Here is a 24,951-nt window from a genome sequence, read left to right as displayed (position 1 = left end):
AACTGGACGGGTTCAGGCGACCCAGAAGGTGCGGGTGTTGGTGAAGGCGAGCAGGCCGAGGTCGGCGAGTTCGCGGCCATACCCGCTGCGTTTGGTGCCGCCGAAAGGAACCCGTGGGTCGCTGGCGACCACGGCGTTGACGAACGCCGCGCCGCTGGTGATCCGGCGCGCGACGGCGACCGCGTGCTCGGGGGAGCGGCTCCACACCGACAGGCCGAGGCCATAATCGCTGGCATTGGCCAGCTCGGCCGCGTGATCGTCGTCGCGGGCGACCGCGATCGCGGCGACCGGACCGAAGGTCTCCTCGTCGAACGCGGCCATGCCGGGAGCGACGCCGGTCAGCACCGTCGGCTGATAGAAGTAGCCGTCGCCGGTGACGGCGTGGCCACCGAGGACCAGCCTCGCGCCGCTCGCGACCGAGCGATCAACCTGTGACTGTATGCCGTCACGCAGGTCGGCACGCGCCATCGGCCCAACCTGGGTCGCCGGGTCGGTCGGGTCTCCGAGGACGAGAGCGCTTGTGCCAGCGACGAATAACTCGGTGAACCGGTCGGCGACAGCGGCGCCGACGATGAACCGCTTCGCGCACACGCAGCTCTGACCGGCGTTGTGGAAGCGGGCCTTGACTGCAGCGGCGGCGGCCGCCTCGACGTCGGCGTCGTCGAGCACGACGAACGCATCCGAGCCGCCGAGTTCGAGCACCGACGGCTTGCTGGCCCGGCCGGCCGCGGCCCCGACGGCCTCGCCGGCGCGGTTGGAGCCGGTCAGGGTCACCGCGGCGATGCGCGGGTCGGCGATCAGCGCATCGATCGTCGCCGGGACAGCCGGCTCATCGACGACGAGGACCCCGACCAGCCCCGGGGGAAGCCGGCGGCGACGAAGAGTTCGCCGAGCGCCAGCGCGGATCCGGTGACATTGGGGGAGTGCTTGAGCACAAAAGCGTTGCCCGCCATGACGATCGGGATGGCGGCGCGCATGACCTGCCAGATCGGGAAGTTCCAGGGCATGACACCGAGGACCACCCCGACCGGCTCCTGAGCCACCCACGCGCTGATGCCAGCCGGACCGTCGATCTCCACGGGAGTATCGGCGAGCAGCCCCGGTCCGGCGGCGGCGTAGTACTCGGCGGTCACGGCCGACTTTCCCACCTCACCGCGACTCTCGGCGAGCGGCTTGCCCATCTCGGCCGTCGCGAGGACGGCCAGCGGCTCGGCCTGTTCGCGCAGGGCGGCCGCCAGGGCAAGCAGACGCTCCGCGCGGTGCGCGGGCGCGGTCGCCCCCCATCCGGATTGCGCCTCGACCGCCGCAGCCACGGTGGCCTCGACGTCGGAGTCGGACATCGCGGCATACGCACCGAGGTGCTCGCCCGTTGCCGGATTGATCGTGACGATCTGGGTCATTGGGCGCTCGGTGGTCATTGGGCGCTCGGTGGTCATTGGGCGCTCGGTGGTCATGGTGTGCTCAGCCCGCCACGGTCGCTCTCCGAGAGATGCTCAAAGGTCTCGCCGGTCGCGACGATCGTCCGGGTGACGTCGCGCCCGCCGTAGACCCAGTAGATGCGCATTGTCCCGCTGCCGCGGTTGTAGAACCGGTGTGGGATGCCGGCCGGCACCCAGGTGGCGTCACCGGCGACGAGGTCGAAGGTTTGCCCGTCGACCTCGGCGACGGCGTCACCTTCGAGGATGAGGACGGACTCCTCGACATTGTGCGTATGCAGCGGCAGCCCCGTGCCTTCAGCGAACTGGGTCTGTCCGGTTGTGACGCAGTTGGTTTCGCAGTTCCACTTGCCGACGTAGGGGATCGTGCGCACCCCGTTACCGCGGTCGAACGGCTCGACCTGGTCGGGGTGGATCAGCAGGGTGGGGGCGGCGGGCTGGTCAGTCATCGGTGGCCTCATTCGTGGGTGGGATGGTGGTCGTGGTCAGCCCGGCCAGGATGGCCGCGGTGACCTGCGCGGTGGTCAGCGTGCCGCCGAGATCGGGCGTTCGGGTGGTGGGATCGGCGATCACGCGATCGACAGCCACTTCGATGGCCGCGGCGGCTGCGGCATAGGCCTCGCTGTCGTGGCGGCGGCCGAGCCAATCGAGCATCATCGCCGCAGAGCGGATCAGCGAGACCGGGTTGGCGATGCCCTGGCCGGCGATGTCCGGAGCGGAACCGTGCTGGGCCTGGGCGACGCAGACCTCGCGGCTGATGTTGATCGAGCCGCCGAGGCCGAGGCTGCCGCACAGCTCGCTGGCCTCATCGGACAGGATGTCGCCGAACATATTCGTCGTCACGATGACGTCGAAATCGCCTGGGGCGCGGATCAATCGGGCCGAGGCCCCGTCAACGATCAACTCGCGCAACTCCACCTGCGGGAAGTCGGCAGCGACCGCGCGGACCGATTCCAAGAACAGGCCGTCGGACAGCTTCAGGACATTGGCCTTGTGCACCGCCGTGACCCGCTTGCGCCGCGTCATGGCCAGCTCGAAGGCGGCCCGAGCGGCCTCGGTGCTTGCCCGCCGGGTGATCTTGCGGACCGACAAGGCGGTGTCGGCGTCGGGCATGAATTCGCCGGTTCCCGCGACCATCGACCGGTCACTGTAGAAGCCTTCGGTGTTCTCCCGCACCATGATCAGGTCCATCGGGGTGCGCAGCACGGACAGATCGGCGACCGAGCGGCACGGGCGCACATTGGCGTGCAGTTGGTAGGTCGCCCGCAACGCGGCAGACGGATTGATGCCGCCCTCTGCGCGCGGTGGGTACTCGTAGTGCGAGACCGGCCCGAGCACGGTAGCGTCGACTTCACGCACCCGGTCGAGTGCCTCCTGGGGCATCGTCGTGCCGAGCGTCGGGAGGCTCGCCAAGCCGATGTCCCGGGTTTCCAACTCAAGCCCGAGCCCGTATGCCGCGTCGGCGGCTTCCAGCACGGCCACCGTGGCCGCGGTGATCTCCGGCCCGATACCGTCACCGGGGAGGACGAGGATCTTCATCTCGGTTTCCCTCTCGCTCAGCGGTTCTCGTCGGCGGTCTGCCCGTCGGTGTGATGGGCGATGACATCGCCGAGAGTGTTGAGCTGCGAGCCGGGCACGAGATAGGCGGCGGCGGCTTCGCGCCATACGGCAAAGTGCGGGGCCGCCTTGTGCGCGGCGAACGCATCCAGGTCGTCGTATCGCTCGTAGAGCACGAAGTCGTGCGGATCGTCATGCGCCTGAACGATGTCGAACTGCCGGCAGCCGGGCTCGTCGGCGATGCTGCGCGCGGCGTTTGTGGTGATTGCGGCGAGGAAGGGCTCAAGCGCCCCCTCGCGCACGCGAAGGGTGACTTTCAGGGCGATCACGACGGTTCCTTTGCGGTGTCGGGGGTCGGGCGGACCTGGGTGAACGTGGGGAGTGCGAGGTCGGTCTCGACGCACAGCGCGGCGAGGCTGTCCCAGGTGCTGTCGGCGAGCACGATGCCCTCGGCTTCGTGCCGGGTGCGGGCGCGGTCCTCCAACTCGCCGGGGACAAGGATCTCGTCCGCCCACGCCGCCTTGTCAGCGCCTCGGGTCTGTTCGACGAGCTGCTCGGCGCGGGCGGCGTATTCCGTCGGATCGCCAAGTGCGGCAACGTCAATGCAGATCAGCAAGTGCCCGACTCCGCTGCGGGCGGTGGGGTTGTAGGGGCCGGCGACGGTGGCGCCAAAGTTGGCGCCGGTCAGCACCCCGGCGAGCACATCCATCATGAACGCGATGACGTAGCCCTTGGGCCCGGCCATCGGCATGATCAGGCCGTCAACGGCGACCGCCGCATCGGTGGTGGGGTTGCCCTCCTGATCGGCCGCCCATCCCTGCGGGATGTCGGTGCCGCGCTCCTTGGCGAGATAGATCTTGCCGCGCGCGACCGCGGTGTTGGCCAGGTCGATGCAGAGCACGCCATATTTGCCGGCCGGCGCGGCAATCGACCAGGGGTTGGTGCCGATCGCCTTGGTCCGTCCGCCCCAGGGGGCCATCGCGGGGGACGCGTTGGTAGCGAGGAAGGCGACGCAGCCGGCCTCGGCGGCGCGCCGGGTGAAATAGGCGGCGGTGCCGAAATGCCCCGAACCGCGCACACCAATCGCGCTGACACCGTGCGCTTTTGCCCGCTCGATGCCGAGGTCGACCATCCGCGCCGTGATGACCTGGCCGATTCCGTCCTGCCCGTCGAGGGCCACGACGGCGCCATTGTCGAAGGCCGTGGCGACCTCGGTGACGGCGCGCATCGCCCCAGAGCGAAGGCGCTCGACATACCAGGGCAGGCGCAGCGCGCCGTGCGAGGCGTGACCCCACAACTCGGCGACCGTCAGGCTGTCGGCCAGCAGCTGGGCGTCGGCCCGGGGAACGTGGAAGCCCTCCAGAACAGCGGTCATCGTGGCGGTGAGGTCGTCCGGGGCGACCCGGAAGCCTTCGCGTGCATCAGCGCTCATTCCTGCTCCTGTCGCCCGTGGTGTGCTTGAATGCTGACACAGAGTTAAGCATACTTGTATACAAAAATGCAAACGGAGGGACAATGGCACTCGTCGACGGGCCGATGCGTCGGCCGAGCGGTAGCAACGCCGTCTATGCCGAGCTGCTTCGGCGGATTCTGCACGAGGAGTTGCCCCCGGGGGAGCGGCTGCACGAGGCCGCGCTCTCGGCCGACCTTGGGGTCAGCCGCACGCCCTACCGCGAAGCCGTCCGCCTGCTCATGGCCGAAGGCCTGCTGGAGCAACTGCCGACCGGTGGTGTTGTTGTGCGCGGAGTTTCGGCGCGCGACATCGAGGAGTTGTATGCCGTGCGCGCCGCCCTGGAGGGCCTGATGACCGCATCGGCCGCAACGGTCGCCGGCCAGGCGGATCGAACCCGCCTGGAGAGCTTGCTGGACCGCAACGCCCGCCTCGTCGACCTGCCGCAGCAGGCCGGCGAGGCCGGCCACGACATCCATCTGGCGCTCGCCGAGATCGCCGGCAACTCCTGGGCGCGGCGCCTGCATGCCCAGGTCGATGTGCAGATGGCCCGCTACCGGCGCTACACCAACGAGACGCAGGAGCGCCGTGAAGCCGCCCTGGCCGAACACCGCGGCATCGTCGCGGCGGTGACCGCGGCCGACGCGGCGGCGGCACGGGCGAGAGCCGAGGCGCACGTCCTGGCCGCCCGGGAGGTCGCTCTCGCCTCGATTGCCCGCCGGCTGGGCGCCTAGCTAGCCAGGGGGCTGCTTCCCGCAGTGGCTGCGAGACTGGCGCCCATGCCCACCGCCCGGCCGCGCCTATGCGATGTACTCTCCGGCCTGCCGTATGCCGCTGATCGCACGTTCACCGGCTCGCTCGCCGAGGGCGAGCTGCTCGCTGGTGTCGAGTCCGGCGGTGTCGAGTTCGACGGCTGCCGGTTCGAGGGCTGCGTCCTGGCCGGCGGCGTGCTCAGCGGATGCACCTTCACCGAGTGTGCCTTTGTCGAGTGCGATCTGTCCCGAGCGGTCGTGACCGACGCGCGGTTCAGCGAGTGCGCATTCGTGGACTGCCGTCTATTGGGCGTGAATTTCGCTCTGGCCCAAACCGGTTCGCTGGCGCCGCCATTTGCCTTCGAGCGCTGCCGCCTCGACTATGCCTCGTTCCGAGCCCTCGACATCACCGGCTCGGCGTTCCGGGACTGCCGACTGCACGACGCCGACTTCGGTGAGGCGGTCGCGCGGCGGGTGGCCTTCACGGGGTGCGATCTGGTCGGCGCGTCGTTCGGCGGGACGGACCTGCGCGAAGCCGACCTGGTCGGTGCCGTCAACTACGCCTTCGACGTGCGAGACAACCAGGTGCGCGGCGCCCGGGTCGATGCCGCCGGAGCCACAAACTTGCTGCGCCCCTTAGGGATCGACGTCGTCGGCTGATCCTCAGGCGGACGGCTCGGCCACCCGGCCGGCAAAGAGCGGCACCCCATTGGCGACGTCGTGGATGACGAAGAAGAACGGCCGGTCGAACACGAGCTTTTCCGGCTGGGCAGGGGCGGCGCCGGCAACCATCGTCACCGCGGTCGCGGCCGCCGCCTCGGTGCCCGCCTCGTCGACCGCGATGAAGGTCTCGTGGAGAACTTCGGAAATCGAGAGCGGCTCGGTTCGGGTCATCCCGGTGAAGTCGGCGCCGTCGGTGAAGGCAAGCGGCATACCCATTTCGGAGAGAACGCTTTTGAGCGCGACCGGATAACGGAAGGTCCATCGCGGCAGTCGCACCTCGACTTGGGTCTGCTCGGCACCCGTCAGCGAGGCGGCGAGGTTCTCCGGCGTGAACCAGGCGGCAGCGGCGGCGGGGCTGGAGTCGTCCGGAAGAATCAGGGTCATCGCGAGGGCGCGACCGGCATACGGCAAGGTCGTTGCCCGCCAGCCCGATCCCGCGGCGTAGGCCGTGTGCAGCCCGGTGACCATCATCGGCACCTCGCTGCGTGAACCGTCGGCGCGAGTGAACGGGCCCGGGCGGGTGGCGTCTTTGGTGAACGGCCTCCCATGGGGCCTTGAGATACAGCGCGTTGACGAGCACCAGCCGGGTGAGTGCGTCGATGGTGCCCGGGGGAACCAGTTCCGGGATTTTGGCGTGTGTCTGCTCGCTCGTCCGCCCGTTGATCGCCGCCCGCGCCTGTTCAGCGGCGCTCTTGTAGTCCACCGTGTGCACCCCTGCGCCGAACCAGCGCGTCAGCGCCTGCAGGAACGGTTGCTCCCACGCCAGATCCTGTTGTGCCCACAGTGAGTTCGCCGAATCCAGAATGATCTCGTATGCCGTACCGTCCCCCCGCTTCCCCTTCCCCGCCAGCCCCTCGACAGCAGCGACAACGCCGGCCAAGCCCTCGTCGAGCGCGTCGATCGAATCGACCTGCAGGACACCGAGCATCTCGCTCGCCGTCCGGCCCTGGGCCCCGTTCGCGGTCATCCCGAGCGCAACCGCCACGGAGAGCGGCGAGCAGGCGAAGTTGCCGGGTTCACCCGTGAGCAGTCGGGGGAGCAGGTCGGCAGAGAACCGGTGCAGTGACGCGGCTCCCGCGCCGGCCGCGCCGGCCGCCGGGGTTGCGCGGGCGGCATCGGCGCTGACGACATCGCCGACGTCGCGCCGACCGACCGGCCCGGAGGCCCCGCACCCAGACAGCGCAACCCCACCGAGGGCCCACCAGGCGAGCAGGCCGCTCCCGCGCAGGAGCGAGCGGCGAGACGGTGACGGCGGCGAGCTGCTCATACGGCATCCGACGTGGCGAGCGGCGGTGGAGTTCCGCCTCGCCGGGTGCTTTTACTCGGTGATCTGGTCCGACGCCAGATGCGGGGTCCAGCCCAGGCGACGGGCGATGCAGGTGCCGGGTCGCCGAACGTCGTCCTCGAACAGACAGATCGAGGTGTTCACGATCTCGATCCACCCGGTCATCACCTCGATGCCGAGAAGGGCCCGGATGAGGTGCTGGGTGAACGCCCCATGCGTGACGAGGGCGACAACATCGCCCTCGTCGTGCCCGCTTCGCAAGGCAGCGATCGCGCGCCGGGCGCGGGCCGCGGAGATCTCCCACCCATCCTCGACCGAGCTGCGCCACCACCCGTCCGCGCCGGCCGCGTCGGGCAGGTCGAGCCGCGTGGACAGGGCCAGCAAGTCGGCGCGCAATGCACCCGGGTGCGGCGACCGCGCCCCGGTCACCTCGTCCTCCTCATACGGCCCGCTCGTCTCATAGATGTCCAGGCTCCCGCGAAGCGGCAGGTCGAGGGCGTCCGCCAGCGGGGCGGCCGTCTGCACCGCGCGGGTCATCAGGCTGGTGTAGAGGTGCGTGACCGGCCAGGGCAACACCCCGTCGGCGGCCGCCGCGGCCAGCCGGCGGGCCTGCTCGTGGCCGAGGTCGGTCAGCGGCGCGTCCGGGTGCCGGCCGGTCGACCCTCCAGTCTGTGCCCAGAGGAGGTTGTTGCCGGACTGGCCGTGCCGGATCAGGACGAAGCGCACCGGCTCATTGTCGCCGAACCTGGCGCCACGGCAGGCCACGCGGACCGCGATGCCGGTGGTGCGGCATACTGGGGCCCCGTGTCAGCGCTCGTCATGGCCGCCAGTGCGGACCAGAACATCTTCCAGCGGGCCATCGAGGCCGTCATCCCGATCGGGAAATACGAGCTGCACTGGCTCGAGCTGATCGGGGTTGTCATCGGCGTCGTCTCGGCGTACTTCGGGATGAAGCGCCGGGTGTGGGCCTGGCCGGTGGGCATCACCGCCAACATCATGCTGTTCTTTGTCTATATCGGCGCGCTCGTGTCCGCCGACCAGCGGATCCCGTTGTTCGGCCAGGCCGGGCGGCAGGTGTTCTTCATCATCACGAGCATCTATGGCTGGTGGCGGTGGAACACCATCCGCAAGGCGCGCGGCGCGGCCGTCGACGCCCCGGCGATCACCCCCCGCTGGGCCAGCCCCAAGGAACGCCTCGCGATCGTCGTCTTCTGGCTGCTCGCCACCGTCGTCGTGCACCAGGTCTTCGTGTGGCTGTGGAACCTCTCCCCGAACCCCTACTGGACACCGCAGTGGTGGTACTACTGGTGCGACGCTTGGATTTTCGTCGGCTCCATCGTGGCGACCTACGCCATGGCCCGCGGCTGGAACGAATTCTGGCTCGCCTGGATCGGCGTCGACCTGGTCGGTGTCCCGCTCGGCTTCGCCACCGACTACGTCCCGACCGCGGTGATGTACACCTTCTATGGCCTGTTCGTCCTTTATGGCTTCACCCAGTGGGTCAAGGCCTCGCGGGCAGAGACCCCGACGGCGGCCGATCACGACGCCCTCCCGGCGTGACGCGGACGGCACAGGCAACGCGAGGCGGGGCGGCATACCCTTGGTGCACGTGAAGACGTTCGATCAGCTGTATGCCGAACTCGCCGGCAAGGCCGCGACCCGCCCACCCGGGTCCGGGACGGTCAAGGCGTTGGACGCGGGCGTGCATACGATCGGCAAAAAGATCGTCGAGGAGGCCGCCGAGGTGTGGATGGCCGCCGAGCACGAAGGCAAGGACAAGACCGCCGAGGAGATCAGCCAGCTGATCTATCACCTCCAGGTCCTCATGCTCGCCTGCGAGCTGACCCCCGATGACGTCTACGCCTATCTCTAGGAGCAGGATTCGTATGCTGCGCGTCGCCGTCCCCAACAAGGGCTCCCTCGCCGAGGCCGCCGCGGAGATGCTCCGCGAGGCCGGCTACCGGACCCGCCGGGACCTCAAGGAACTCATCTGCGCCGACCCCGACAACAATGTCGAGTTCTTCTACCTGCGCCCGCGCGATATCGCGGTCTATGTCGGATCCGGGACCGTCGATGCCGGCATCACCGGCCGGGACCTGCTGCTGGACTGCGGCAACGCCGCCGAGGAGGTCATGCCGCTCGGCTTCGGCGGCTCGACCTTCCGGTATGCCGCGCGCCCCGGCCAGATCGCCAACCTCGCCGACATCGGCGGCCGTCGCGTGGCCACGTCCTATGCGGGGCTGGTGGAGAAACACCTCGCCGACAACGGAATCCAGGCGGATGTCGTGCGGCTGGACGGCGCCGTCGAGACCGCAATCACCCTCGGGGTGGCCGACGTCATCGCCGACGTCGTCGAGACCGGCTCCACGCTGCGGGCTCAGGGGTTGGAGGTGTTCGGTGAGCCGATCCTGCGCAGCGAAGCGGTCTTCATCCGGCGCCCCGGGACCAGCGAGGCGGGTGCGGTCGAGGTGCTGCGCCGTCGGCTGGTTGGCGTGGTCACCGCCCGCCACTACGTGCTGTTGGACTACGACTGTCCCGCGGATCTGGTCGATCGGGCGTGCGCCCTGACGCCCGGGCTCGAATCGCCGACCGTCTCCCCGTTGCAAAATCCGCACTGGGTCGCCGTGCGCGCCATGGTGCCGCGCGCCCAGACCAACCGGGTGATGGATGCGCTCTACGACCTCGGCGCGCGCGCGATCCTCGTCACCGACATCGCCGCCTGTCGGTTGTGAGCGCCGCACCGGACGAGCGTCCTTTCCGGCCCCGGCGTGGACGCCAGGTCGCCGGCGCCGGCATCGCGGTCGCGCTCGTCCTCTTCGGTGTCGTTGCCCTGCTGCTGCCCGGGCCGGCCAGCGGGGGCAACTGGACCGCGCTCGACAAGGCGATGGTGTGGGGCCTGGGCTGGGGCGTGGCCCTCCTGCTCGTGCGCTATTCGCGGATCGAAGCCGTCCCACGGGCCGGCGGGCTGTTCGTCCGCAACCTGTTCCTCAGCCGGACCATCCCCTGGGCGGAGATTGAGGACCTGCGCTTCGGCGGCGGCGAGCCGTGGGTCGCGCTCGAACTCTTCGACGGCGAGCACGTCGCGTTGATGGCGATCCAGCGCGCCGACGGGCTGTATGCCGCGGACGAGGCGGCCCGGTTGGCCGCCCTCGTCGACCTCCGCCAACAGGGAAGCCGGGAACCAGGTTTCGGCGAATCCACCGGGCCGAGCGAGCCCGCCTGATAAATTCACCCTCGGCCAACCGGCCCAGCCGGGAGATCTTCCCGGTGGCACATTCGGAGGGAATCAGCACAATATGCGCATTGCACGCACCACGACGATCGCTTTCGGCGCCGCCGCAGCGCTGCTCGGCACCGCCGGATCGGTGACCGCCACGGCGTCGGACGAGCCGGCCCGCCAGCCCGGTTGGCAGGTCCCGGTCTACGCCGGCCCGGGAGGATCGGCGCCCACCGTCATCGAGGACACCGCCGCCACCAAGGCCGCCCCGACCGTGCAGTTCAAGGTCACCTATGTCGGCTTCTCGGCGCCTGCCAAGGCCGCCTTCCAGCGCGCCGTCAACAAGTGGGCCGCCAAGCTCAGCTCGCCCGTCCCGATCACCGTCCGGGCCAGCTGGGAGCCGCTCGGCTCCAACATCCTCGGCTCGGCGGGTCCGAGCTACGGCTGGACGATGGGCGGGGTCATCTACATCGACGCGATCGCCAACAAGAAGGCCGGCCGCGACCTGGACTCGGCCCCCGACATCGTGGCCCGCTTCAGCAGCAACTTCTCCAACTGGCACTTCGGCACCGGCCCGGCACCGAGGGGCAAGTACGACTTCGAGAGCGTCGTCATGCACGAGCTCGGCCACGGCGTCGGCTTCCTCGGCGCGGGTCGGGTCAACGGCAACCTCGGCACCGTGCGGTTCAGCGGCAAGAACATCAGCTACGACCGGTTCACCAAGCTCGGCTCGCAGGCGAGCAGCCCGCTGCTGTGGAAGATGCCCGACAACTCGGTCAAGCTCGGCAATGCGCTGCGCAGCAACAACGTCTACTTCGACAGCACCAAGGTCCGCGCCGCTAATGGTGGCCGCGCTGCCAAGCTCTACGCCCCAGGCGCGTGGCGTCAGGGCAGCAGCTACTCCCACCTGGACGAGAGCACCTACCCCCAGGGCAACCCCAACTCGTTGATGACCTACGCCATCAACGATGGCGAAACCATCCGCAGCCAGGGCAAGATCACCATGGCTCTGCTGAAGTCCATCGGCTGGTAGGCGCTGGCGTCTCGCTGCGAGCCATCCGGCCCGGCCGCCTGCGTGGCGGCCGGTCCGGTCGTCGATGCTGGCTCTCCGACCGGTGTGGCCCTTCGAGGCGCGAGCAGCGAACACGCCTGACGGTCGTAGCATGCGCGACCCTGGGCTCGGCTGAGGCCGAGTTGAGGCCGAGTTCGGTGACAACCATGGTGCTCGCTGCGCTCGCGCGCCTGCCTGTTGCGCCGAATCAAGGCTCGCTCCGCTCGCGGTTGGGCGCGGCATAGGGTTGCCGACATGAGTTTGGCGGTGCGGGTGATTCCGTGTCTCGACGTCGATGCCGGGCGGGTGGTCAAGGGCGTCAACTTCGACGAACCTCCGCGACGCCGGGGACCCCGTCGAGCTGGCCCGGGCCTACAACGACCAGGGGGCCGACGAACTCACCTTCCTCGACGTGACGGCCAGCTCCGCGGGTCGGGAGACGACCTACGACGTCGTGCGCCGCACCGCGGAGGCGGTGTTCATCCCGTTGACCGTCGGCGGCGGGGTGCGCACCGTGGATGACGTCGACCGGTTGTTGCGGGCGGGTGCGGACAAGGTGGGGGTCAACACCGCCGCCATCGACCGGCCACCGCTGATCGCCGAGGTCGCCGACCGGTTCGGGGCTCAGGTGCTCGTCCTGTCCGCCGATGTCCGTCGCCGCCGCGGTCCGGCCGGGGAGTTGCTCGGCGGTTTCGAGGTCACCACCCACGGCGGCCGCAAGAGCGCCGACCTCGACGCCATCGAGTGGTGCTCGCGGGCCGCCGAATTGGGCGCGGGGGAGATCCTGCTCAACTCGATGGACGCCGACGGCACCACCGCCGGCTTCGACCTCGAGCTGATCCGGCTCGTCCGCGAGGCAGTGACCATCCCGGTCATCGCCAGCGGCGGAGCGGGGACGCCGGAGCACTTCGCCGAGGCCCTCGACGCGGGCGCCGACGCCGTGCTGGCCGCGTCGGTCTTCCACTTCGCCACCTTGACCATCGGGCAGGTCAAGGACGCCATCCGAACCCACGGCCACCCGGTGCGGTGACGGGGTCACGCCCGGCGCCCGCCCGCTTGGGGGTTCACGCCGGGTGGTTCACCTCGCCTGCTCGGTTCACCTCGACTGCTCGGTTCACCTCGACTGCTCGGTTCACCTCGACTGCTCACCCGGCGTCGGGCTGTCGGTGGGATCGGCGAGGATAGCCCCATGAGCCGTTTTGCCAAACAAGAACGCGCCGACCTGTGCGAGAGCTTCCTCGACGTCGGTCCAGACGCCCCGACCCTGTGTGCGGGCTGGACCACCACCGACCTGGCCACCCACCTCGTGATCCGTGACGGGCGGCCCGACCTGATCGTCGGCCCGATGCTGCCCGTGGTGGGCGGGTGGGCCAAGGGGCGCGTGCGGGCCATCAAGGGCCAGCCGTGGCCCGACCTGGTCAGTGCGGTCGCGTCCGGGCCACCGATCTATAGCCCGACGTCGATCCCACCGGTCGATGAGTTCGTCAACCACGTCGAGTTCTTCATCCACCACGAGGACGTCCGCCGCGCTAAGGAGGGATGGAGCCCCCGAGTGCTGCCCGAGGAGCAACGGCAGGCCCTCTGGAGTGCGCTGTCGCGGATGGCGCGGCTGATGTTCCGCAAGGCCGCCGTCGGCGTCGAGTTGGTCAGCCCACTCGGGCGGGTGCGAGCCAAGCCCCCCACGCCGGCCGGTGAGGTCGTCGTGGAGGGCGAGCCCGCGGAGCTGCTGCTCGCGGCATACGGCCGCCGCCCCGCCGCCGAGGTGACCAGCCTCGGCGCCGAAGACGCGATCCACGCGCTGTGGGCGAGCAAACTCGGGCTCGCCTGACGTCAGCGACTGGATGAGCGACGACCTCGGCGCGGGGATGGGCCCGCGCGAGACCTTGCGCCGGGCTGCTCGCGTCGTGGCGCTCGGCGTGCGGGCCGAGCCGCGCATGTTCGCCCTCGCCGTGGGCGGGAGCGCGCTCTATGGCGTCATGACCGCGGTCATGGCGGCGGCCGTGGGCTGGGCCATCCGCACCCAGGTCACCCCGGCGATCGCTGAGCGTCAGCTCAGCGGGCACCGCGCGCTCGTCATCGGCGCGACGATCACCGGCGTGGTCCTGCTGACCACGATCGGGGTGCTGCTTCGCCGGATCGCCGGAGGCTTCACGATGTTCAACGTCGCCGCCGACTATCGCGGCCAGGTGACCCGGCAATATCTCCGGCTGCCGCTCGCCTGGCATCACCGCCACCCGTCCGGACAGTTGCTGTCCAACGCCAACGCCGACGTCGAGGCCGCGTGGGGCATCTTCATGCCGCTGCCGATGGCGCTCGGCGTGCTCGTCATGCTGATCACCGGTGCCGTGCAGATGATCCTCGTCGACTGGGTGCTCGCCCTGGTCGGGTTCGTCATCTTCCCCGCCCTCTTCCTCGCCAACGCCGTCTTTCAACGCCGGATGAGCGCCCGGGTCACCCTCGCCCAGCAGCTGCGCGCCGAGGTGGCCGAGGTAGCCCACGAGAGCTTCGAGGGAGCCCTTCTGGTCAAGGCGATGGGCCGAGAGAGCACCGAGACCGCCCGCTTCGCCGAGGTGACCCAGCGGCTGCGTGACGCGGGGATCGCCGTCGGCCGCACCCGCGGGACCTTCGACCCGATCATCGAAGCGATCCCCACGGTCGGCACGTTGGCGGTGCTCGCCGTTGGCACCACGCGGCTGGCCGGGGGCTCGATCACCACGCCCGAGGTCGTCCAGATCGCCTATCTGATCTCCGTCCTCGCCTTCCCCGTGCGGGCCTTCGGCTGGGTGCTTGGCGAGATCCCGCGCACCCTGGTCGGCTGGGAGCGGGTCAACTCGGTCCTCGGCGCCCACGGCGCGATGTCCTATGGCGAGCGCCGACTCGCCCGGGCCAGCGGCGGTGCCCACCTGGCGCTCGAGCACGTCAGCTACGACTACGACGCCGACGCCCACGGCCCCGACGCGCTCGACCTGCTCGCCGGTGGCCCGGCGGCCGCGGTTCACGACGTCAGCGTCGACATCTCCGCGGGGCGGACCGTCGCGATCGTCGGGGCCACCGGCTCCGGCAAGTCGACCCTGGCCGGGATGCTGATGCGCCTGGTCGACCCCACCCGCGGGGTGATCCGACTCGACGGCCACGACCTGCGCGACCTCGCCCCCGGAGTGCTCGCCGAGCAAGTGGCGCTCGTGCCCCAGCAGACGTTCGCCTTCGACGACAGCATCCGTGGCAATGTCACGCTCGGCGCGGACCTGCCCGACGACGAGGTGTGGCGGGCGTTGCGCATCGCCCAGGCCGAGGGCTTCGTCCGTGCCCTGCCGGCCGGCCTCGACGCGGTCGTTGGGGAGCGAGGCACGAGCCTGTCGGGCGGGCAGCGCCAGCGCCTGGCCCTGGCGCGGGCACTCGTCCGCGGCCCGCGGCTGCTGGTCCTCGACGACGCGACCAGCGCCGTGGACCCGAGCGTCGAGCAGGCCATCCTGGGCGCGCTCGGTGCCGGCAGCGGCGGCAGCACCCTGGTGATCGTCGCCTACCGGATGTCGACCATTGCGCTGGCCGACGAGGTCCTCTACCTGCAGGACGGCATGCTCGCCGACCGCGGATCGCACGCAGAGCTGATGGCGCGCTGCACGGCATACCGCGAGCTGGTCACCGCCTATGCCACCGACGCTCAGGCGCGGGCGAGCGCGGCCGATGCGGCGGCCACGTCCTGGGAGGCGCGATGAGCGTGGCCTCGGCGCCCACCCGCGGGTCCACGATGGCGACCCTGCGACGCGGGCTTGCCCTCTCGCCCGAGGTTGCCACCGGCCTGTGGGTCACCCTGCTGCTCGCGCTGCTCGCGACGGCCGGACGCATCGTCGTGCCCGTCGTGGTCCAAAAGGTGACCGACGACGGCCTCCTGGCCGCGGCCGGACCGGACACCGGCCTGGTCCGCCGCTACCTGGTCATCGCCCTCGTTGTGGTCCTCGCGACCAGCTGCGCCACGTATGCCGTCAACGTTCGGCTCTTCCGCGCCTCCGAGTCCGGCCTGGCGACGCTGCGGGCTACGGCATTCCGGCACATCCACGACCTATCGGTGCTGACCCAGAATGCCGAACGGCGCGGCGCGATGGTCTCTCGGGTGACCTCCGATGTCGACACGATCAGCCAGTTCGTCCAGTTCGGCGGGATCATGCTGCTCGTCTCCCTCGGCCAGATCCTGCTGGCGACCGGGTTGATGATCTCCTATAACCCGATCCTCGCCGCGGTGACGTGGGGATGTTTCATCCCGCTGCTGATCGTGGTCCGCCGCATGCAACGCTCGCTCGGCGATGCCTACGACCGGGTCCGCGAGCGAGTGGGTGACCTGCTTGCCGCCGTCTCCGAGAGCGTGGTCGGCGCGGCGACCATCCGCAGCTTCGGCGTCGAGGAGCGCACCGCCGAGCGACTCGACAGCGCCATTGAGGAGCACCGACGGGCCGCGATCCGGGCGCACATCCGCTCCTCGGTGGCCTTCTCCGCCGGGCAGTTCGTCGCCGGGTTCACCCTCGCCGTCGTCCTGGTCGTCGGATCGTGGCTCGCGGCGACCGGGCGGATGCAGCTCGGCGAGCTCGTCGCCTATCTCTTCCTCGTCGGGCTGTTCACCCAGCCGGTGCAGCTGGCCACCGAGATCCTCAACGAGCTGCAGAACGCCGTCGCCGGCTGGCGCCGGGTCATCGAGGTGGTCGACACGCCCCTGGACGTCCCCGATCCGGGGCCCGACGGGGTCGATCTGCCCCGTGGGGCGGTCTCGGTCGACCTGGAGCAGGTGAGCTTCGCCTATCCCGGGGGTGAGCCGGTGCTGCGGGACGTCGATCTGCACATCGCCCCGGGACGGCGGGTCGCCGTGGTGGGCGAGACCGGGTCGGGCAAGTCCACGCTCGCCAAGCTCATCGTGCGCCTGGTCGATCCCGGTGAGGGCACGGTCCGGATCGACGGCGTCGACCTGCGCCGCGTGCGCTTCGCCTCGCTGCGCGAGCGCGTCGTCCTCGTGCCGCAGGAGGGCTTCCTCTTCGATGCCAGCATCCTCGACAACGCGCGCTTCGGCGCCCCCGTCGATCGCGACACGGTCGAGCGGGCGATGACCGAGCTCGGCCTCGACGGCTGGGTCGCCGGCCTGCCCGCCGGCCTGGACACCCGCGTCGGGCAACGCGGGGAGTCGCTGTCGTCGGGGGAGCGGCAGCTGGTCGCGATCGCCCGCGCCTACCTCGCCGACCCCGACCTGCTCGTCCTCGACGAGGCCACCTCCGCCCTCGACCCAGCCACCGAGGTTCGCGTCCAGCGCGCCCTGGAGTCACTTGCTCGCGGCCGGACCGCGATCGCGATCGCCCACCGCATTGCCACAGCCGAGGCCGCCGACGAGGTGATCGTCATGGACCAGGGGCGGGTCGTGCAGCGCGGCCCCCATCGCGACCTGGCCCATCAGCAGGGCCCGTATGCCGCGCTGCACGCCTCCTGGCTCGCCAACCAAGGCGGCAGCAGTCGCTGACTCGGCGCCCCACGATCCCCACGATCCGAACGCTGCGCCCAGTGCTCCTGGGCGGTTGGCACAATGTCCCGGTGACGAACGACCCGGCGAGCCTCGACCCCGCGATCGCCGCCCGCCTGAAGCGCGATGCCCACGGCCTGGTCGCCGCGATCATCCAGCAACACGACACCGGCGAAGTGCTCATGCTCGGCTGGATGGACGAGGTCGCGCTGCACCGCACGCTCACCACCGGCCGGGTGACCTTCTGGTCGCGCAGCCGCGGCGAATACTGGCGCAAGGGCGACACCAGCGGCCACATCCAACTCGTCCGTTCGGTGGCCATCGACTGTGACGGCGACGCCGTGCTCGTGGGCGTCGACCAGGTCGGCGCGGCCTGCCACACCGGCGCGCACACCTGCTTCGACGGGCGCGCATTGCCGGTGCCACTGCCGACAGCCGTCGCGGATACTCAGCCGACTCCGACACCGACTCCGACACCGACGCCGATGGCAGGGCGCTAGCGATGAGCATTGCCGCGCCCAGCTTGGCCTTCGGTGCCACCTGGCCATCGCTGGACACCTTCCTCGTCCTGGCCCAAGACCGCCGGGTCGTGCCCGTCGTGCGACGGCTGATGGCCGACGGCGAGACGCCGCTCGCGCTCTATCGCAAGCTCGCGGCCGACAAGCCGGGCACGTTCCTCCTCGAGTCCGCCGAGCACGGCGGCATGTGGAGCCGCTACTCGATCATCGGCGCCGCCAGCCGGGCCACGTTGACCGAGCGCACCGGCCAGGCGCTCTGGCTCGGTGATCCGCCGGTCGGGGTCCCGAGAAGCGGCAATCCCGTCGAAGCGGTCCGCGCCACGCTCGCCGCGCTGGCCACCGAGGCGATCCCCGGCCTGCCGCCGTTGACCGGGGGCCTGGTTGGCGCCCTGTCCTATGACATCGTCCGGCACTGGGAGCGCCTGCCCGAGCACGCGGTGGCCGACCTCGACCTGCCCGAGCTGGCGCTGGTGCTGGCCACCGATGTCGCCGTCCTCGACCACGCCGACGGCTCGGTACTGCTGATCGCCAATGCGATCAACTACGACGACACCGACAAGCGGGTCGAGTGGGCCTGGCGCGATGCCGTCGAGCGGCTCGACGCGATGACCGCCGCCCTCGCCGAGCCGGCGCCGAGCACGGTGGCCGTCCTCGACACCGAAGCGGCGGCGGCCGCGCTGCAGACGGTCACCAGCACCTTCACCCAGCCCGACTTCGAGGACATGGTCGAGCGGGCCAAGGAGGACATCCGCGCCGGGGAGGCCTTCCAAATCGTCGTCTCGCAACGGTTCACGATGCCGTGCCCCGCCGATGCCCTCGACGTCTACCGGGTGTTGCGCTCGACGAACCCGAGCCCCTACATGTACTTGTTCCGCTTCCCCCACCCGGACGGCTCGACCTTCGACGTGGTCGGCTCCTCCCCGGAAGTGCACGTCAAGGTGACCGGCCGCGAGGTGATCCTGCATCCGATTGCGGGAACCCGCCCGCGGGGCAAGTCGCCCGAGCACGACCTCGACATCGAGCACGAACTGCTCGCCGACCCCAAGGAACGCGCCGAGCACGTCATGCTCGTCGACCTCGGCCGCAACGACCTGCAGCGGGTCTGCGACGCAGGCACCGTCGACGTCGTCGAGTTCATGAACGCCCGCCGCTACAGCCACGTCATCCACATCGAATCGACGCTCGCCGGGTTGCTCAGCCCGGGCAACGCCGCGTATGACGCGCTCGCCGCGACCTTCCCTGCGGGCACCCTGTCGGGGGCGCCCAAACCCCGCGCGATGGCGCTCATCGACGAATACGAGCCGACCCGGCGCGGGCTGTATGGCGGCGTGGTCGGCTACTTCGACTTCCACGGCGACATGGACGCCGCGATCGCCATCCGCACCGCGATCGTCCGCGCCGGCACCGCTTATGTCCAAGCCGGGGCCGGGATCGTCGCCGACAGTGTGCCGCTCTTCGAATACGAGGAGACCCGCAACAAGGCCGCCGCCGTGCTTCGGGCGATCGCCGCCGCGGGCACGCTCGCGGCGCCGACGCCCACCTCCCGACCCGGCCCCGTCACATGACCCGGTCCCAACCCCGTGACCCGGCCCGTCACCTGACCCGGTCTAGCCTCGTGACCGGCCCAGCATCGTGACCCGGCTCAGCAGCCCGCGAGTCGTCCTGCCCGCCGGCCTCGCCGCGGCCGCCCTCACCGTCGTGTCGGGCCGGCGCACCTGGCTGACCGGGACCGGCGACGATCCAGTGCTCGGCAGCGGCAGGGTCGACGCGACCGGCACCCAGGTCGTGCCGGGACTCGTCGCGCTCGCGCTCGTCGTCGCGGCCGCCGTCGTCGCGGCGGCGACGGCGGGCGCGCTGCTGCGTCGGCTGACGCTCATCGCGGCGGGCGTTGCCGGGCTGGCCGTGGCCGCACTCGCAGGACGTGCACTCCTGGACGCGGATGCCGCCCTCGGCACGATCGCGGCCGAGGCCTCCGGCCGCACCGGGCAGGTGGCGGTCAGCGCCACCGCCTCGATCTGGCCGTATGCCGTGCTCGCCGCCGGCCTGCTCGCCGCGGCCGCAGCAGTGCTCGGCTTGAGCCGCGCAGCTTCCTGGCGCGGGTTGGGACAACGCTACGAGGCACCGGCCGGCGGCGACGTCGCCGGCGCCCGCGGCCAGCGGGTGGCCTCTGCGTGGGAGCGCCTCGACCGCGGCGAGGACCCGACGAGCACCGAACCGGCGGACCCTGCGCCGATCGCTGCGGACGATCTGCCAGAATCGGACCAGCCAGGGCCCGGCCACACCGGGCCACGCTCGTGACCGCGCCACCGAAGGAGCCAGTCCCCATGATCGAGGAAGACCATGAAGGCCACGGCAACAGCGTCGCTGCCTGGGCCAGCGTGATCATCATGCTGTTCGGCTTCGCCGTCGCCGCCCTCGGCGTCATGAACGCCAGTGTCCCGACCGCGATCGGCGGCGGCGTTGTGATCTTGATCGGCGCGGCCGTGTGGCCGATCCTGGCGCGCATGGGTATGGGAGACAAGCACAAGCCGCAGTCGCTCTACAACTGAGTAGATCGACGAGCGAGCCGATCCGGACGGCTGACCCGGACACTTGACCGGCCCGATTCCGGACCTGCGAGCCGGGCCGCCAGCCCCCGGCTAATCTTGTCCACCATGCCGACTCCCTCTCCCGACACCGTGCTGGACGCGATCGTGGCCGGTGTCCGCGAGGATGTCGCCGCGCGCAGCGCCGCCGTCCCGCTCGATCAGGTGATCCGGGTGGCCGAGGCGGCGCCCCCCGTCCGGCCGGTGCTGCCCCGCCTCGCCGGGCCGGGGCTCGGGGTCATCGCGGAGGTGAAGCGGGCCAGCCCGAGCAAGGGCACCCTCGCCGCGATCCCCGACCCCGCCGCCCTCGCCCGGTCGTATGCCGCCGGCGGCGCCGCCGCGATCTCGGTCCTGACCGAACGCCGCCGCTTCAACGGTTCACTTGCCGACCTCGACGACGTCCGGGCCGCCGTCGAGATCCCGGTCCTGCGCAAGGATTTCATGGTCGCCGACTACCAGTTCTACGAAGCCCGGGCCCACGGCGCCGACCTGGTCCTGCTCATCGTCGCCGCCTTGACCGATGGCGAACTGGCCCGCTTCCACGCCCTGGCCACCGAGTTGGGCATGACCGCGCTCGTCGAGGTCCACGACGCCCACGAGATCGAGCGCGCCTTGGCCATAGCCCCGGAACTGCTCGGCGTCAACGCGCGCAACCTCAAGACGCTAGCTGTCGACCCCGGGGCGTTCGCCGCGCTGGTGACCAGCATCCCGCCGGACGTGCTCGCGGTGGCCGAGAGCGGCATACGGGATGCCGCGGATGCGGCCCGTTATGCCGCCCAGGGCGCCCAGGCGGTCCTCGTCGGCGAGGCGCTCGTCAAGGACGGGGAGCCGAGCGGCGCGGTCGCCGCCATGGCCGCGATCCCCACCCCGGCGCGCCGCTCCGAGGAGGCCAGCGCATGAGTGTCGGCCGGTTCGGGTCCTTCGGCGGGCGCTTCGTGCCCGAGGCGCTCATCCCCGCGCTCGAGCAACTCGACGAGGTCCGGCAAAAGGCCGGGGTCGACCCGGAGTTCCTCGACGAACTCGACCGCCTGCACCGCACCTACACCGGCCGGCCGAGCATCATCACCGAGGTGCCCCGCTTCGCGGCGCACGCCGGGGGCGCCCGGGTCATCCTCAAACGCGAAGACCTCAACCACACCGGCTCGCACAAAATCAACAACGTCCTGGCCCAAGCCTTGCTGACCAAGCGGATGGGCAAACGACGGATCATCGCCGAGACCGGCGCCGGACAGCACGGCGTCGCCACCGCCACCGCCGCCGCGCTGATGGGCCTGGACTGCACCGTCTATATGGGCAAGGTCGACACCGAGCGGCAGGCGCTCAACGTCGCCCGGATGCGGATCCTCGGCGCCGAGGTCGTGGCCGTCGAGCAGGGCAGCCAGACCCTCAAGGACGCGATCAATGAGGCGTTGCGCGACTGGGTGACCAATGTGCACGACACGCACTACTGCATCGGCACAGTGACCGGCCCGCACCCCTTCCCCGAGATGGTCCGCGACTTCCACCGGATCATCGGCGTCGAGGCCCGCCAACAAGTGCTCGAGCTGACCGGGCGGCTGCCCGATGCCGTGCTCGCGTGCGTCGGCGGCGGCTCCAACGCGATGGGCATCTTCCACCGCTTCGTCGAGGACGACGGCGTGCGCCTGATCGGGGTCGAGGCCGGGGGCGAGGGCATCGAGTCCGGGCGGCACGCCGCCCGGTTCGCCGGCTCGGCCGAGCCGGGCGTGCTGCACGGCGCCCGCAGCTACCTGATGCAGGACGAGGATGGGCAGACCCTCGAGTCGCACTCGGTCAGCGCCGGCCTCGACTACCCGAGCGTCGGGCCCGAGCACGCCTACCTGCGCGATATCGGCCGCGCCGAATACCGCTATGCCACCGACGAGCAGACGATGGCCGCCTTCCGGCTGCTGTGCCGCACCGAGGGGATCATCCCCGCTCTGGAATCGGCGCACGCCCTCGCTGCGACAATCGATGTCGGCCGCGAGCTCGGCCCCGACGCGCTGCTGCTCGTCAACCTCTCCGGGCGCGGCGACAAGGACATGCACACCGCCGCCGCCTGGTTCGGGCTGATCGAGCCCGGAGCCGAGCACGGGGAGCCGGTATGACGACCACCACCGCAATCGGGACCAGCGAGGTCTTCGCCCGCTGCCGCGCGCAGGGCCGCGCCGCCCTGGTCGGCTACCTGCCGGTCGGCTTCCCCGACCTGGACACCTCGATCCGCGCGCTGATCACGCTGGTCGAGAACGGCTGCGACATCGTCGAGGTCGGCATCCCCTATAGCGATCCGGTCATCGACGGACCCACCGTCCAACGCGCGGCTGCCGAGGCCCTCGCCGCCGGCACCCGGGTCGCCGATGTGTTCACCGCCACTCGGGCCGTCCGCGACGCCGGCGCGCCTCCGGTGGTGATGACCTACTGGAATCTCGTGCTGCGCCGCGGCGTCGATCGGTTCGCCGACGAACTCGCCGCCGCCGGGGGAGCGGGGCTGATCACCCCCGACCTGATCCCCGACGAGGCCGAGGACTGGATCGCGGCCAGCGACCGCACCGGTCTCGACCGGGTCTTCCTCGTCGCCCCCAGCTCCACCCCGGAGCGACTGACGACGGTGACCACCGCCTGTCGCGGGCTCGTCTATGCGACCGCGGTGATGGGTGTCACCGGCGCCCGCTCGAGCGTCGGCACGGCCGCCCACGAGCTCGTCGAGCGCACCCGCGCCGTCACCGACCTGCCAATCGGTGTCGGGCTCGGCGTGAGCACCGGCAACCAAGCCGCCGAAGTAGCCGGGTTCGCCGACGCGGTGATCGTCGGCTCCGCCCTGGTCGCCACGCTCTTCGATGTCGCCCCCGACGAGGGTCTGCGCCGCCTCGGCGCGCTCACCCGCGAACTGGCAGACGGTGTCGGCCCTCCGGGTTAGTTTAGGCTCGTGGGGAACCCGAGCGGCGCAACCGTTCGTTTCGGCCCATGCGGGCCGGCAACCACTCCGGCCCGCGGACTCCGTCCACCCGTGGTGACCACGAACCGGTCTCGCCTCACCCGCTCGAAAGGGAACGACCGCCCACATGGCTAGCAAGAAGACGACTGCTCCGTCCGACGCCTCCGGAGCCCGGCAAGCCAAGATCCAACAGGCCGCCGGCAAGGGGCGCACCGGCCCCAGCCCGGTGACAATTGCCGGTATCGTCGCCATCTTGGCGATCATCGCCGTCGTCGCCTGGGTGATCATCGCCAACCACAACGCCAACGACGGCAAGGGCGAGGGGGGTTCGGCGTTGCCGGCCGGCGTGAGCGCCATGGGCCAGCCGATCGAGCGGGGCACGGCCAAGGAGGGTGCGCCGACCCTGGACATCTATGAGGACTTCCAGTGCCCCGGCTGTCACCAGTTAGAGACGATCCTCGGGCCGACGGTTGCCGAGATGGCAGCCGACGGGTCGGCAAAGGTCCGCTACCACGTGATGAACTTCCTCGATGAGCGCTACCCGGGGGAGAACTCCACTCGCGCGGCAATCGGCAGCTTCTGCGCGGCCGCCGACGGCAAGTTTGGCGCTTTCCACGACACGGTGTATGCCGCCCAGCCCGCGACTGAGGGCCAGGGCTGGACCGACGAGCAGTTCAAGCAGATCGCCAAGGACGCCGGCCTCAGCGGGGCCGCCTACACCACGTGGGAGACCTGCTACACCAACCAAGACATGAAGCAATACGCCACCTCGATGCAAGCGGCGTCGGCGAAGGACGGCGTACAGAGTACGCCGACCGTCAAGCTCAACGGGAAGGTCATGGACATGGCCAACATGACCGCCGAGACCTTCAAGAAGGCCGTCCTGGGCGGCTGAGGTGTCCGAGGACATCTCTGCCTCCAACGACGTGGCCAGCACGGCGGGGGTCCCGCTGCCCAAGATAGGGTAACGCGGTGCTCACGGCCATCCCCAGCCCGACCGTCGGTGCCTGGCACCTCGGTCCGTTCACCGTGCACATGTATGCCGTGTGCATCCTGCTGGGCATCTTCACCGCCGCGTGGGTGGCCGGGCGGCGCCTGGAACACCGCGGCTGGCCGGCCACCGCTGCCTTCGACATCGCCGCCTGGGCGGTGCCCTTCGGCATCGTGGGAGCGCGCCTCTACCACGTGATCACCTCGCCGCAGGCCTACTTCGGCGAGGGCGGGCGCCCGCTGGATGCGCTGAAGATCTGGCAGGGCGGCCTCGGCGTCTGGGGCGCCATCGCGATGGGTGCCCTGGGGGCGTGGTTCGGCGCGCGCCGCGTCAAGGTCCCGTTCGCCGACTTCGCCGACGCCGCCGCCCCGGGGATCCTGCTCGCCCAGGCGATCGGCCGCTTCGGCAACTGGTTCAACAACGAGCTCTACGGCAAGCGCACCGACCTTCCGTGGGGGCTGACCATCCACCAATGGGACCAGGCGACCGGGCGAGCGGTGACGGACGCCCAGGGACACGCGGTCGTGCTCGGCACCTACCACCCGGTGTTTCTCTACGAGTTCCTCTTCTGCGTCCTGCTCGCGATGCTGCTCATCTGGCTGGACGGGCGGCGGGCCTTCGCTCCCGGACAGATCCTCGCGCTCTACGTCGCGGGATACCCGCTGGGGCGGCTGGTCATCGAGAAGATGCGCACCGACGATGCGACGATTATCCTCGGCCAGCGGCTCAATGTCTGGACCTGCTTGATCGTTTTCCTGCTCGGCGTCATCCTATTTATCATCCGCGGCCGGCGGCCCAGCCCCAGCCCGGACAACGTTCCACAGGGCGAGACGAAAACGTTCATATCGTAGGACGCCGGTCTGCTATCGTGCGGTCAAGTGGCCGGAGCCGTCCACGGACCCCTCTCGGCCTCCGGCCGAGCTGCCCTCCTTCCCGGCCTGGCGCGCCGGCCGACAC

Annotated in this window: 24 protein-coding genes and 3 pseudogenes; 20 read left to right on the top strand and 7 right to left on the bottom strand. The window is 70.4% G+C overall.

What is annotated here, in order from left to right:
• Nucleotides 1-12: 12 nt before the first annotated feature.
• From V9G19_RS08080 to V9G19_RS08060, 5 genes and pseudogenes are all read right to left on the bottom strand, one after another.
• A pseudogene (locus V9G19_RS08080) lies at nt 13-1,340 on the bottom strand (aldehyde dehydrogenase family protein).
• Nucleotides 1,341-1,450: 110 nt separating this feature from the next.
• Nucleotides 1,451-1,885 carry a cupin domain-containing protein gene (locus V9G19_RS08075; protein WP_462284941.1) on the bottom strand — a complete coding sequence of 145 codons (435 nt, stop codon included), beginning with the start codon at nt 1,883-1,885 and terminating at the stop codon, nt 1,451-1,453.
• Complete coding sequence (locus tag V9G19_RS08070) at nt 1,878-2,975, bottom strand: isocitrate/isopropylmalate dehydrogenase family protein (RefSeq protein ID WP_462284940.1); 1,098 nt, start codon at nt 2,973-2,975, stop codon at nt 1,878-1,880. The genes V9G19_RS08075 and V9G19_RS08070 overlap by 8 nt, the downstream gene beginning before the upstream one ends.
• Nucleotides 2,976-2,992: 17 nt before the next feature.
• A complete protein-coding gene (locus V9G19_RS08065; RefSeq protein ID WP_462284939.1) occupies nt 2,993-3,322 on the bottom strand; it encodes a putative quinol monooxygenase in 330 nt (109 codons plus the stop codon).
• The gene (locus tag V9G19_RS08060) at nt 3,319-4,425 is read right to left on the bottom strand and encodes an Ldh family oxidoreductase (RefSeq protein ID WP_462284938.1); all 1,107 of its coding nucleotides are present in this window, start codon (nt 4,423-4,425) and stop codon (nt 3,319-3,321) included. The genes V9G19_RS08065 and V9G19_RS08060 overlap by 4 nt, the downstream gene beginning before the upstream one ends.
• Nucleotides 4,426-4,508: 83 nt before the next feature.
• Between V9G19_RS08060 and V9G19_RS08055 the strand changes: the two genes are divergently transcribed.
• Nucleotides 4,509-5,177 carry a GntR family transcriptional regulator gene (locus V9G19_RS08055; protein ID WP_462284937.1) on the top strand — a complete coding sequence of 223 codons (669 nt, stop codon included), beginning with the start codon at nt 4,509-4,511 and terminating at the stop codon, nt 5,175-5,177.
• 45 nt (nt 5,178-5,222) lie between these two features.
• The gene (locus V9G19_RS08050; RefSeq protein ID WP_462284936.1) at nt 5,223-5,855 is read left to right on the top strand and encodes a pentapeptide repeat-containing protein; all 633 of its coding nucleotides are present in this window, start codon (nt 5,223-5,225) and stop codon (nt 5,853-5,855) included.
• A gap of 3 nt (nt 5,856-5,858) precedes the next feature.
• Here the strand turns inward: V9G19_RS08050 and V9G19_RS08045 are convergent.
• Together V9G19_RS08045 and V9G19_RS08040 are read right to left on the bottom strand one after the other, a co-directional pair.
• A pseudogene (locus V9G19_RS08045) lies at nt 5,859-7,185 on the bottom strand (serpin family protein).
• Nucleotides 7,186-7,236: 51 nt separating this feature from the next.
• Complete coding sequence (locus V9G19_RS08040) at nt 7,237-7,929, bottom strand: histidine phosphatase family protein (protein WP_462284935.1); 693 nt, start codon at nt 7,927-7,929, stop codon at nt 7,237-7,239.
• A 93-nt stretch (nt 7,930-8,022) separates the two neighbouring features.
• Between V9G19_RS08040 and pnuC the strand changes: the two genes are divergently transcribed.
• From pnuC to lgt, 18 genes and pseudogenes are all read left to right on the top strand, one after another.
• Nucleotides 8,023-8,763, top strand: a complete 741-nt coding sequence (gene pnuC / locus V9G19_RS08035) for a nicotinamide riboside transporter PnuC (RefSeq protein ID WP_462285054.1) — start codon at nt 8,023-8,025, stop codon at nt 8,761-8,763.
• A gap of 49 nt (nt 8,764-8,812) precedes the next feature.
• Nucleotides 8,813-9,076: a phosphoribosyl-ATP diphosphatase gene (locus tag V9G19_RS08030; protein WP_462284934.1), complete on the top strand. Its 264-nt coding sequence runs from the start codon at nt 8,813-8,815 to the stop codon at nt 9,074-9,076.
• Between the two features lie 13 nt (nt 9,077-9,089).
• The gene (gene hisG / locus V9G19_RS08025) at nt 9,090-9,935 is read left to right on the top strand and encodes an ATP phosphoribosyltransferase (protein ID WP_462284933.1); all 846 of its coding nucleotides are present in this window, start codon (nt 9,090-9,092) and stop codon (nt 9,933-9,935) included.
• Nucleotides 9,932-10,426 carry a PH domain-containing protein gene (locus V9G19_RS08020; RefSeq protein WP_462284932.1) on the top strand — a complete coding sequence of 165 codons (495 nt, stop codon included), beginning with the start codon at nt 9,932-9,934 and terminating at the stop codon, nt 10,424-10,426. Before hisG ends, V9G19_RS08020 begins: the two co-directional genes overlap by 4 nt.
• Before the next feature lie 73 nt (nt 10,427-10,499).
• A complete protein-coding gene (locus V9G19_RS08015; RefSeq protein WP_462284931.1) occupies nt 10,500-11,453 on the top strand; it encodes a hypothetical protein in 954 nt (317 codons plus the stop codon).
• Nucleotides 11,454-11,726: 273 nt separating this feature from the next.
• A pseudogene (hisF, locus tag V9G19_RS08010) lies at nt 11,727-12,501 on the top strand (imidazole glycerol phosphate synthase subunit HisF).
• A 159-nt stretch (nt 12,502-12,660) separates the two neighbouring features.
• On the top strand, nt 12,661-13,299 hold the full coding sequence (locus tag V9G19_RS08005) for a TIGR03085 family metal-binding protein (protein WP_462284930.1): 639 nt from the start codon (nt 12,661-12,663) through the stop codon (nt 13,297-13,299).
• Between the two features lie 13 nt (nt 13,300-13,312).
• Nucleotides 13,313-15,187: an ABC transporter ATP-binding protein gene (locus V9G19_RS08000; RefSeq protein ID WP_462284929.1), complete on the top strand. Its 1,875-nt coding sequence runs from the start codon at nt 13,313-13,315 to the stop codon at nt 15,185-15,187.
• Complete coding sequence (locus V9G19_RS07995) at nt 15,184-16,968, top strand: ABC transporter ATP-binding protein (protein WP_462284928.1); 1,785 nt, start codon at nt 15,184-15,186, stop codon at nt 16,966-16,968. Before V9G19_RS08000 ends, V9G19_RS07995 begins: the two co-directional genes overlap by 4 nt.
• Before the next feature lie 71 nt (nt 16,969-17,039).
• Nucleotides 17,040-17,468, top strand: a complete 429-nt coding sequence (hisI, locus tag V9G19_RS07990; protein WP_462284927.1) for a phosphoribosyl-AMP cyclohydrolase — start codon at nt 17,040-17,042, stop codon at nt 17,466-17,468.
• Nucleotides 17,469-17,470: 2 nt separating this feature from the next.
• On the top strand, nt 17,471-19,051 hold the full coding sequence (locus V9G19_RS07985) for an anthranilate synthase component I (protein WP_462284926.1): 1,581 nt from the start codon (nt 17,471-17,473) through the stop codon (nt 19,049-19,051).
• 67 nt (nt 19,052-19,118) lie between these two features.
• The gene (locus tag V9G19_RS07980) at nt 19,119-19,784 is read left to right on the top strand and encodes a Trp biosynthesis-associated membrane protein (protein WP_462284925.1); all 666 of its coding nucleotides are present in this window, start codon (nt 19,119-19,121) and stop codon (nt 19,782-19,784) included.
• 26 nt (nt 19,785-19,810) lie between these two features.
• Nucleotides 19,811-20,035 (top strand): HGxxPAAW family protein, encoded by a 225-nt coding sequence (locus V9G19_RS07975; RefSeq protein ID WP_462284924.1) that lies wholly within the window; start codon nt 19,811-19,813, stop codon nt 20,033-20,035.
• A 105-nt stretch (nt 20,036-20,140) separates the two neighbouring features.
• Nucleotides 20,141-20,971, top strand: coding sequence for an indole-3-glycerol phosphate synthase TrpC (gene trpC, locus V9G19_RS07970; RefSeq protein WP_462284923.1), 831 nt, complete (start codon nt 20,141-20,143; stop codon nt 20,969-20,971).
• Complete coding sequence (gene trpB / locus V9G19_RS07965) at nt 20,968-22,176, top strand: tryptophan synthase subunit beta (RefSeq protein WP_462284922.1); 1,209 nt, start codon at nt 20,968-20,970, stop codon at nt 22,174-22,176. Before trpC ends, trpB begins: the two co-directional genes overlap by 4 nt.
• Nucleotides 22,173-22,985, top strand: coding sequence for a tryptophan synthase subunit alpha (gene trpA, locus V9G19_RS07960; protein WP_462284921.1), 813 nt, complete (start codon nt 22,173-22,175; stop codon nt 22,983-22,985). The genes trpB and trpA overlap by 4 nt, the downstream gene beginning before the upstream one ends.
• 145 nt (nt 22,986-23,130) lie before the next feature.
• Entirely contained in the window at nt 23,131-23,898 is a 768-nt protein-coding gene (locus tag V9G19_RS07955; RefSeq protein ID WP_462284920.1) for a DsbA family protein, read from the top strand.
• A gap of 77 nt (nt 23,899-23,975) precedes the next feature.
• Nucleotides 23,976-24,845: a prolipoprotein diacylglyceryl transferase gene (lgt, locus tag V9G19_RS07950; protein WP_462284919.1), complete on the top strand. Its 870-nt coding sequence runs from the start codon at nt 23,976-23,978 to the stop codon at nt 24,843-24,845.
• The last annotated feature ends 106 nt before the right edge of the window (nt 24,846-24,951 follow it).

The sequence above is a fragment of the Nostocoides sp. genome (genome assembly GCF_037045025.1).
In the GTDB taxonomy this organism is placed as follows: Bacteria; Actinomycetota; Actinomycetes; order Actinomycetales; family Dermatophilaceae; genus Nostocoides_A.
This window is presented reverse-complemented; position numbering and strand designations above follow the sequence as displayed.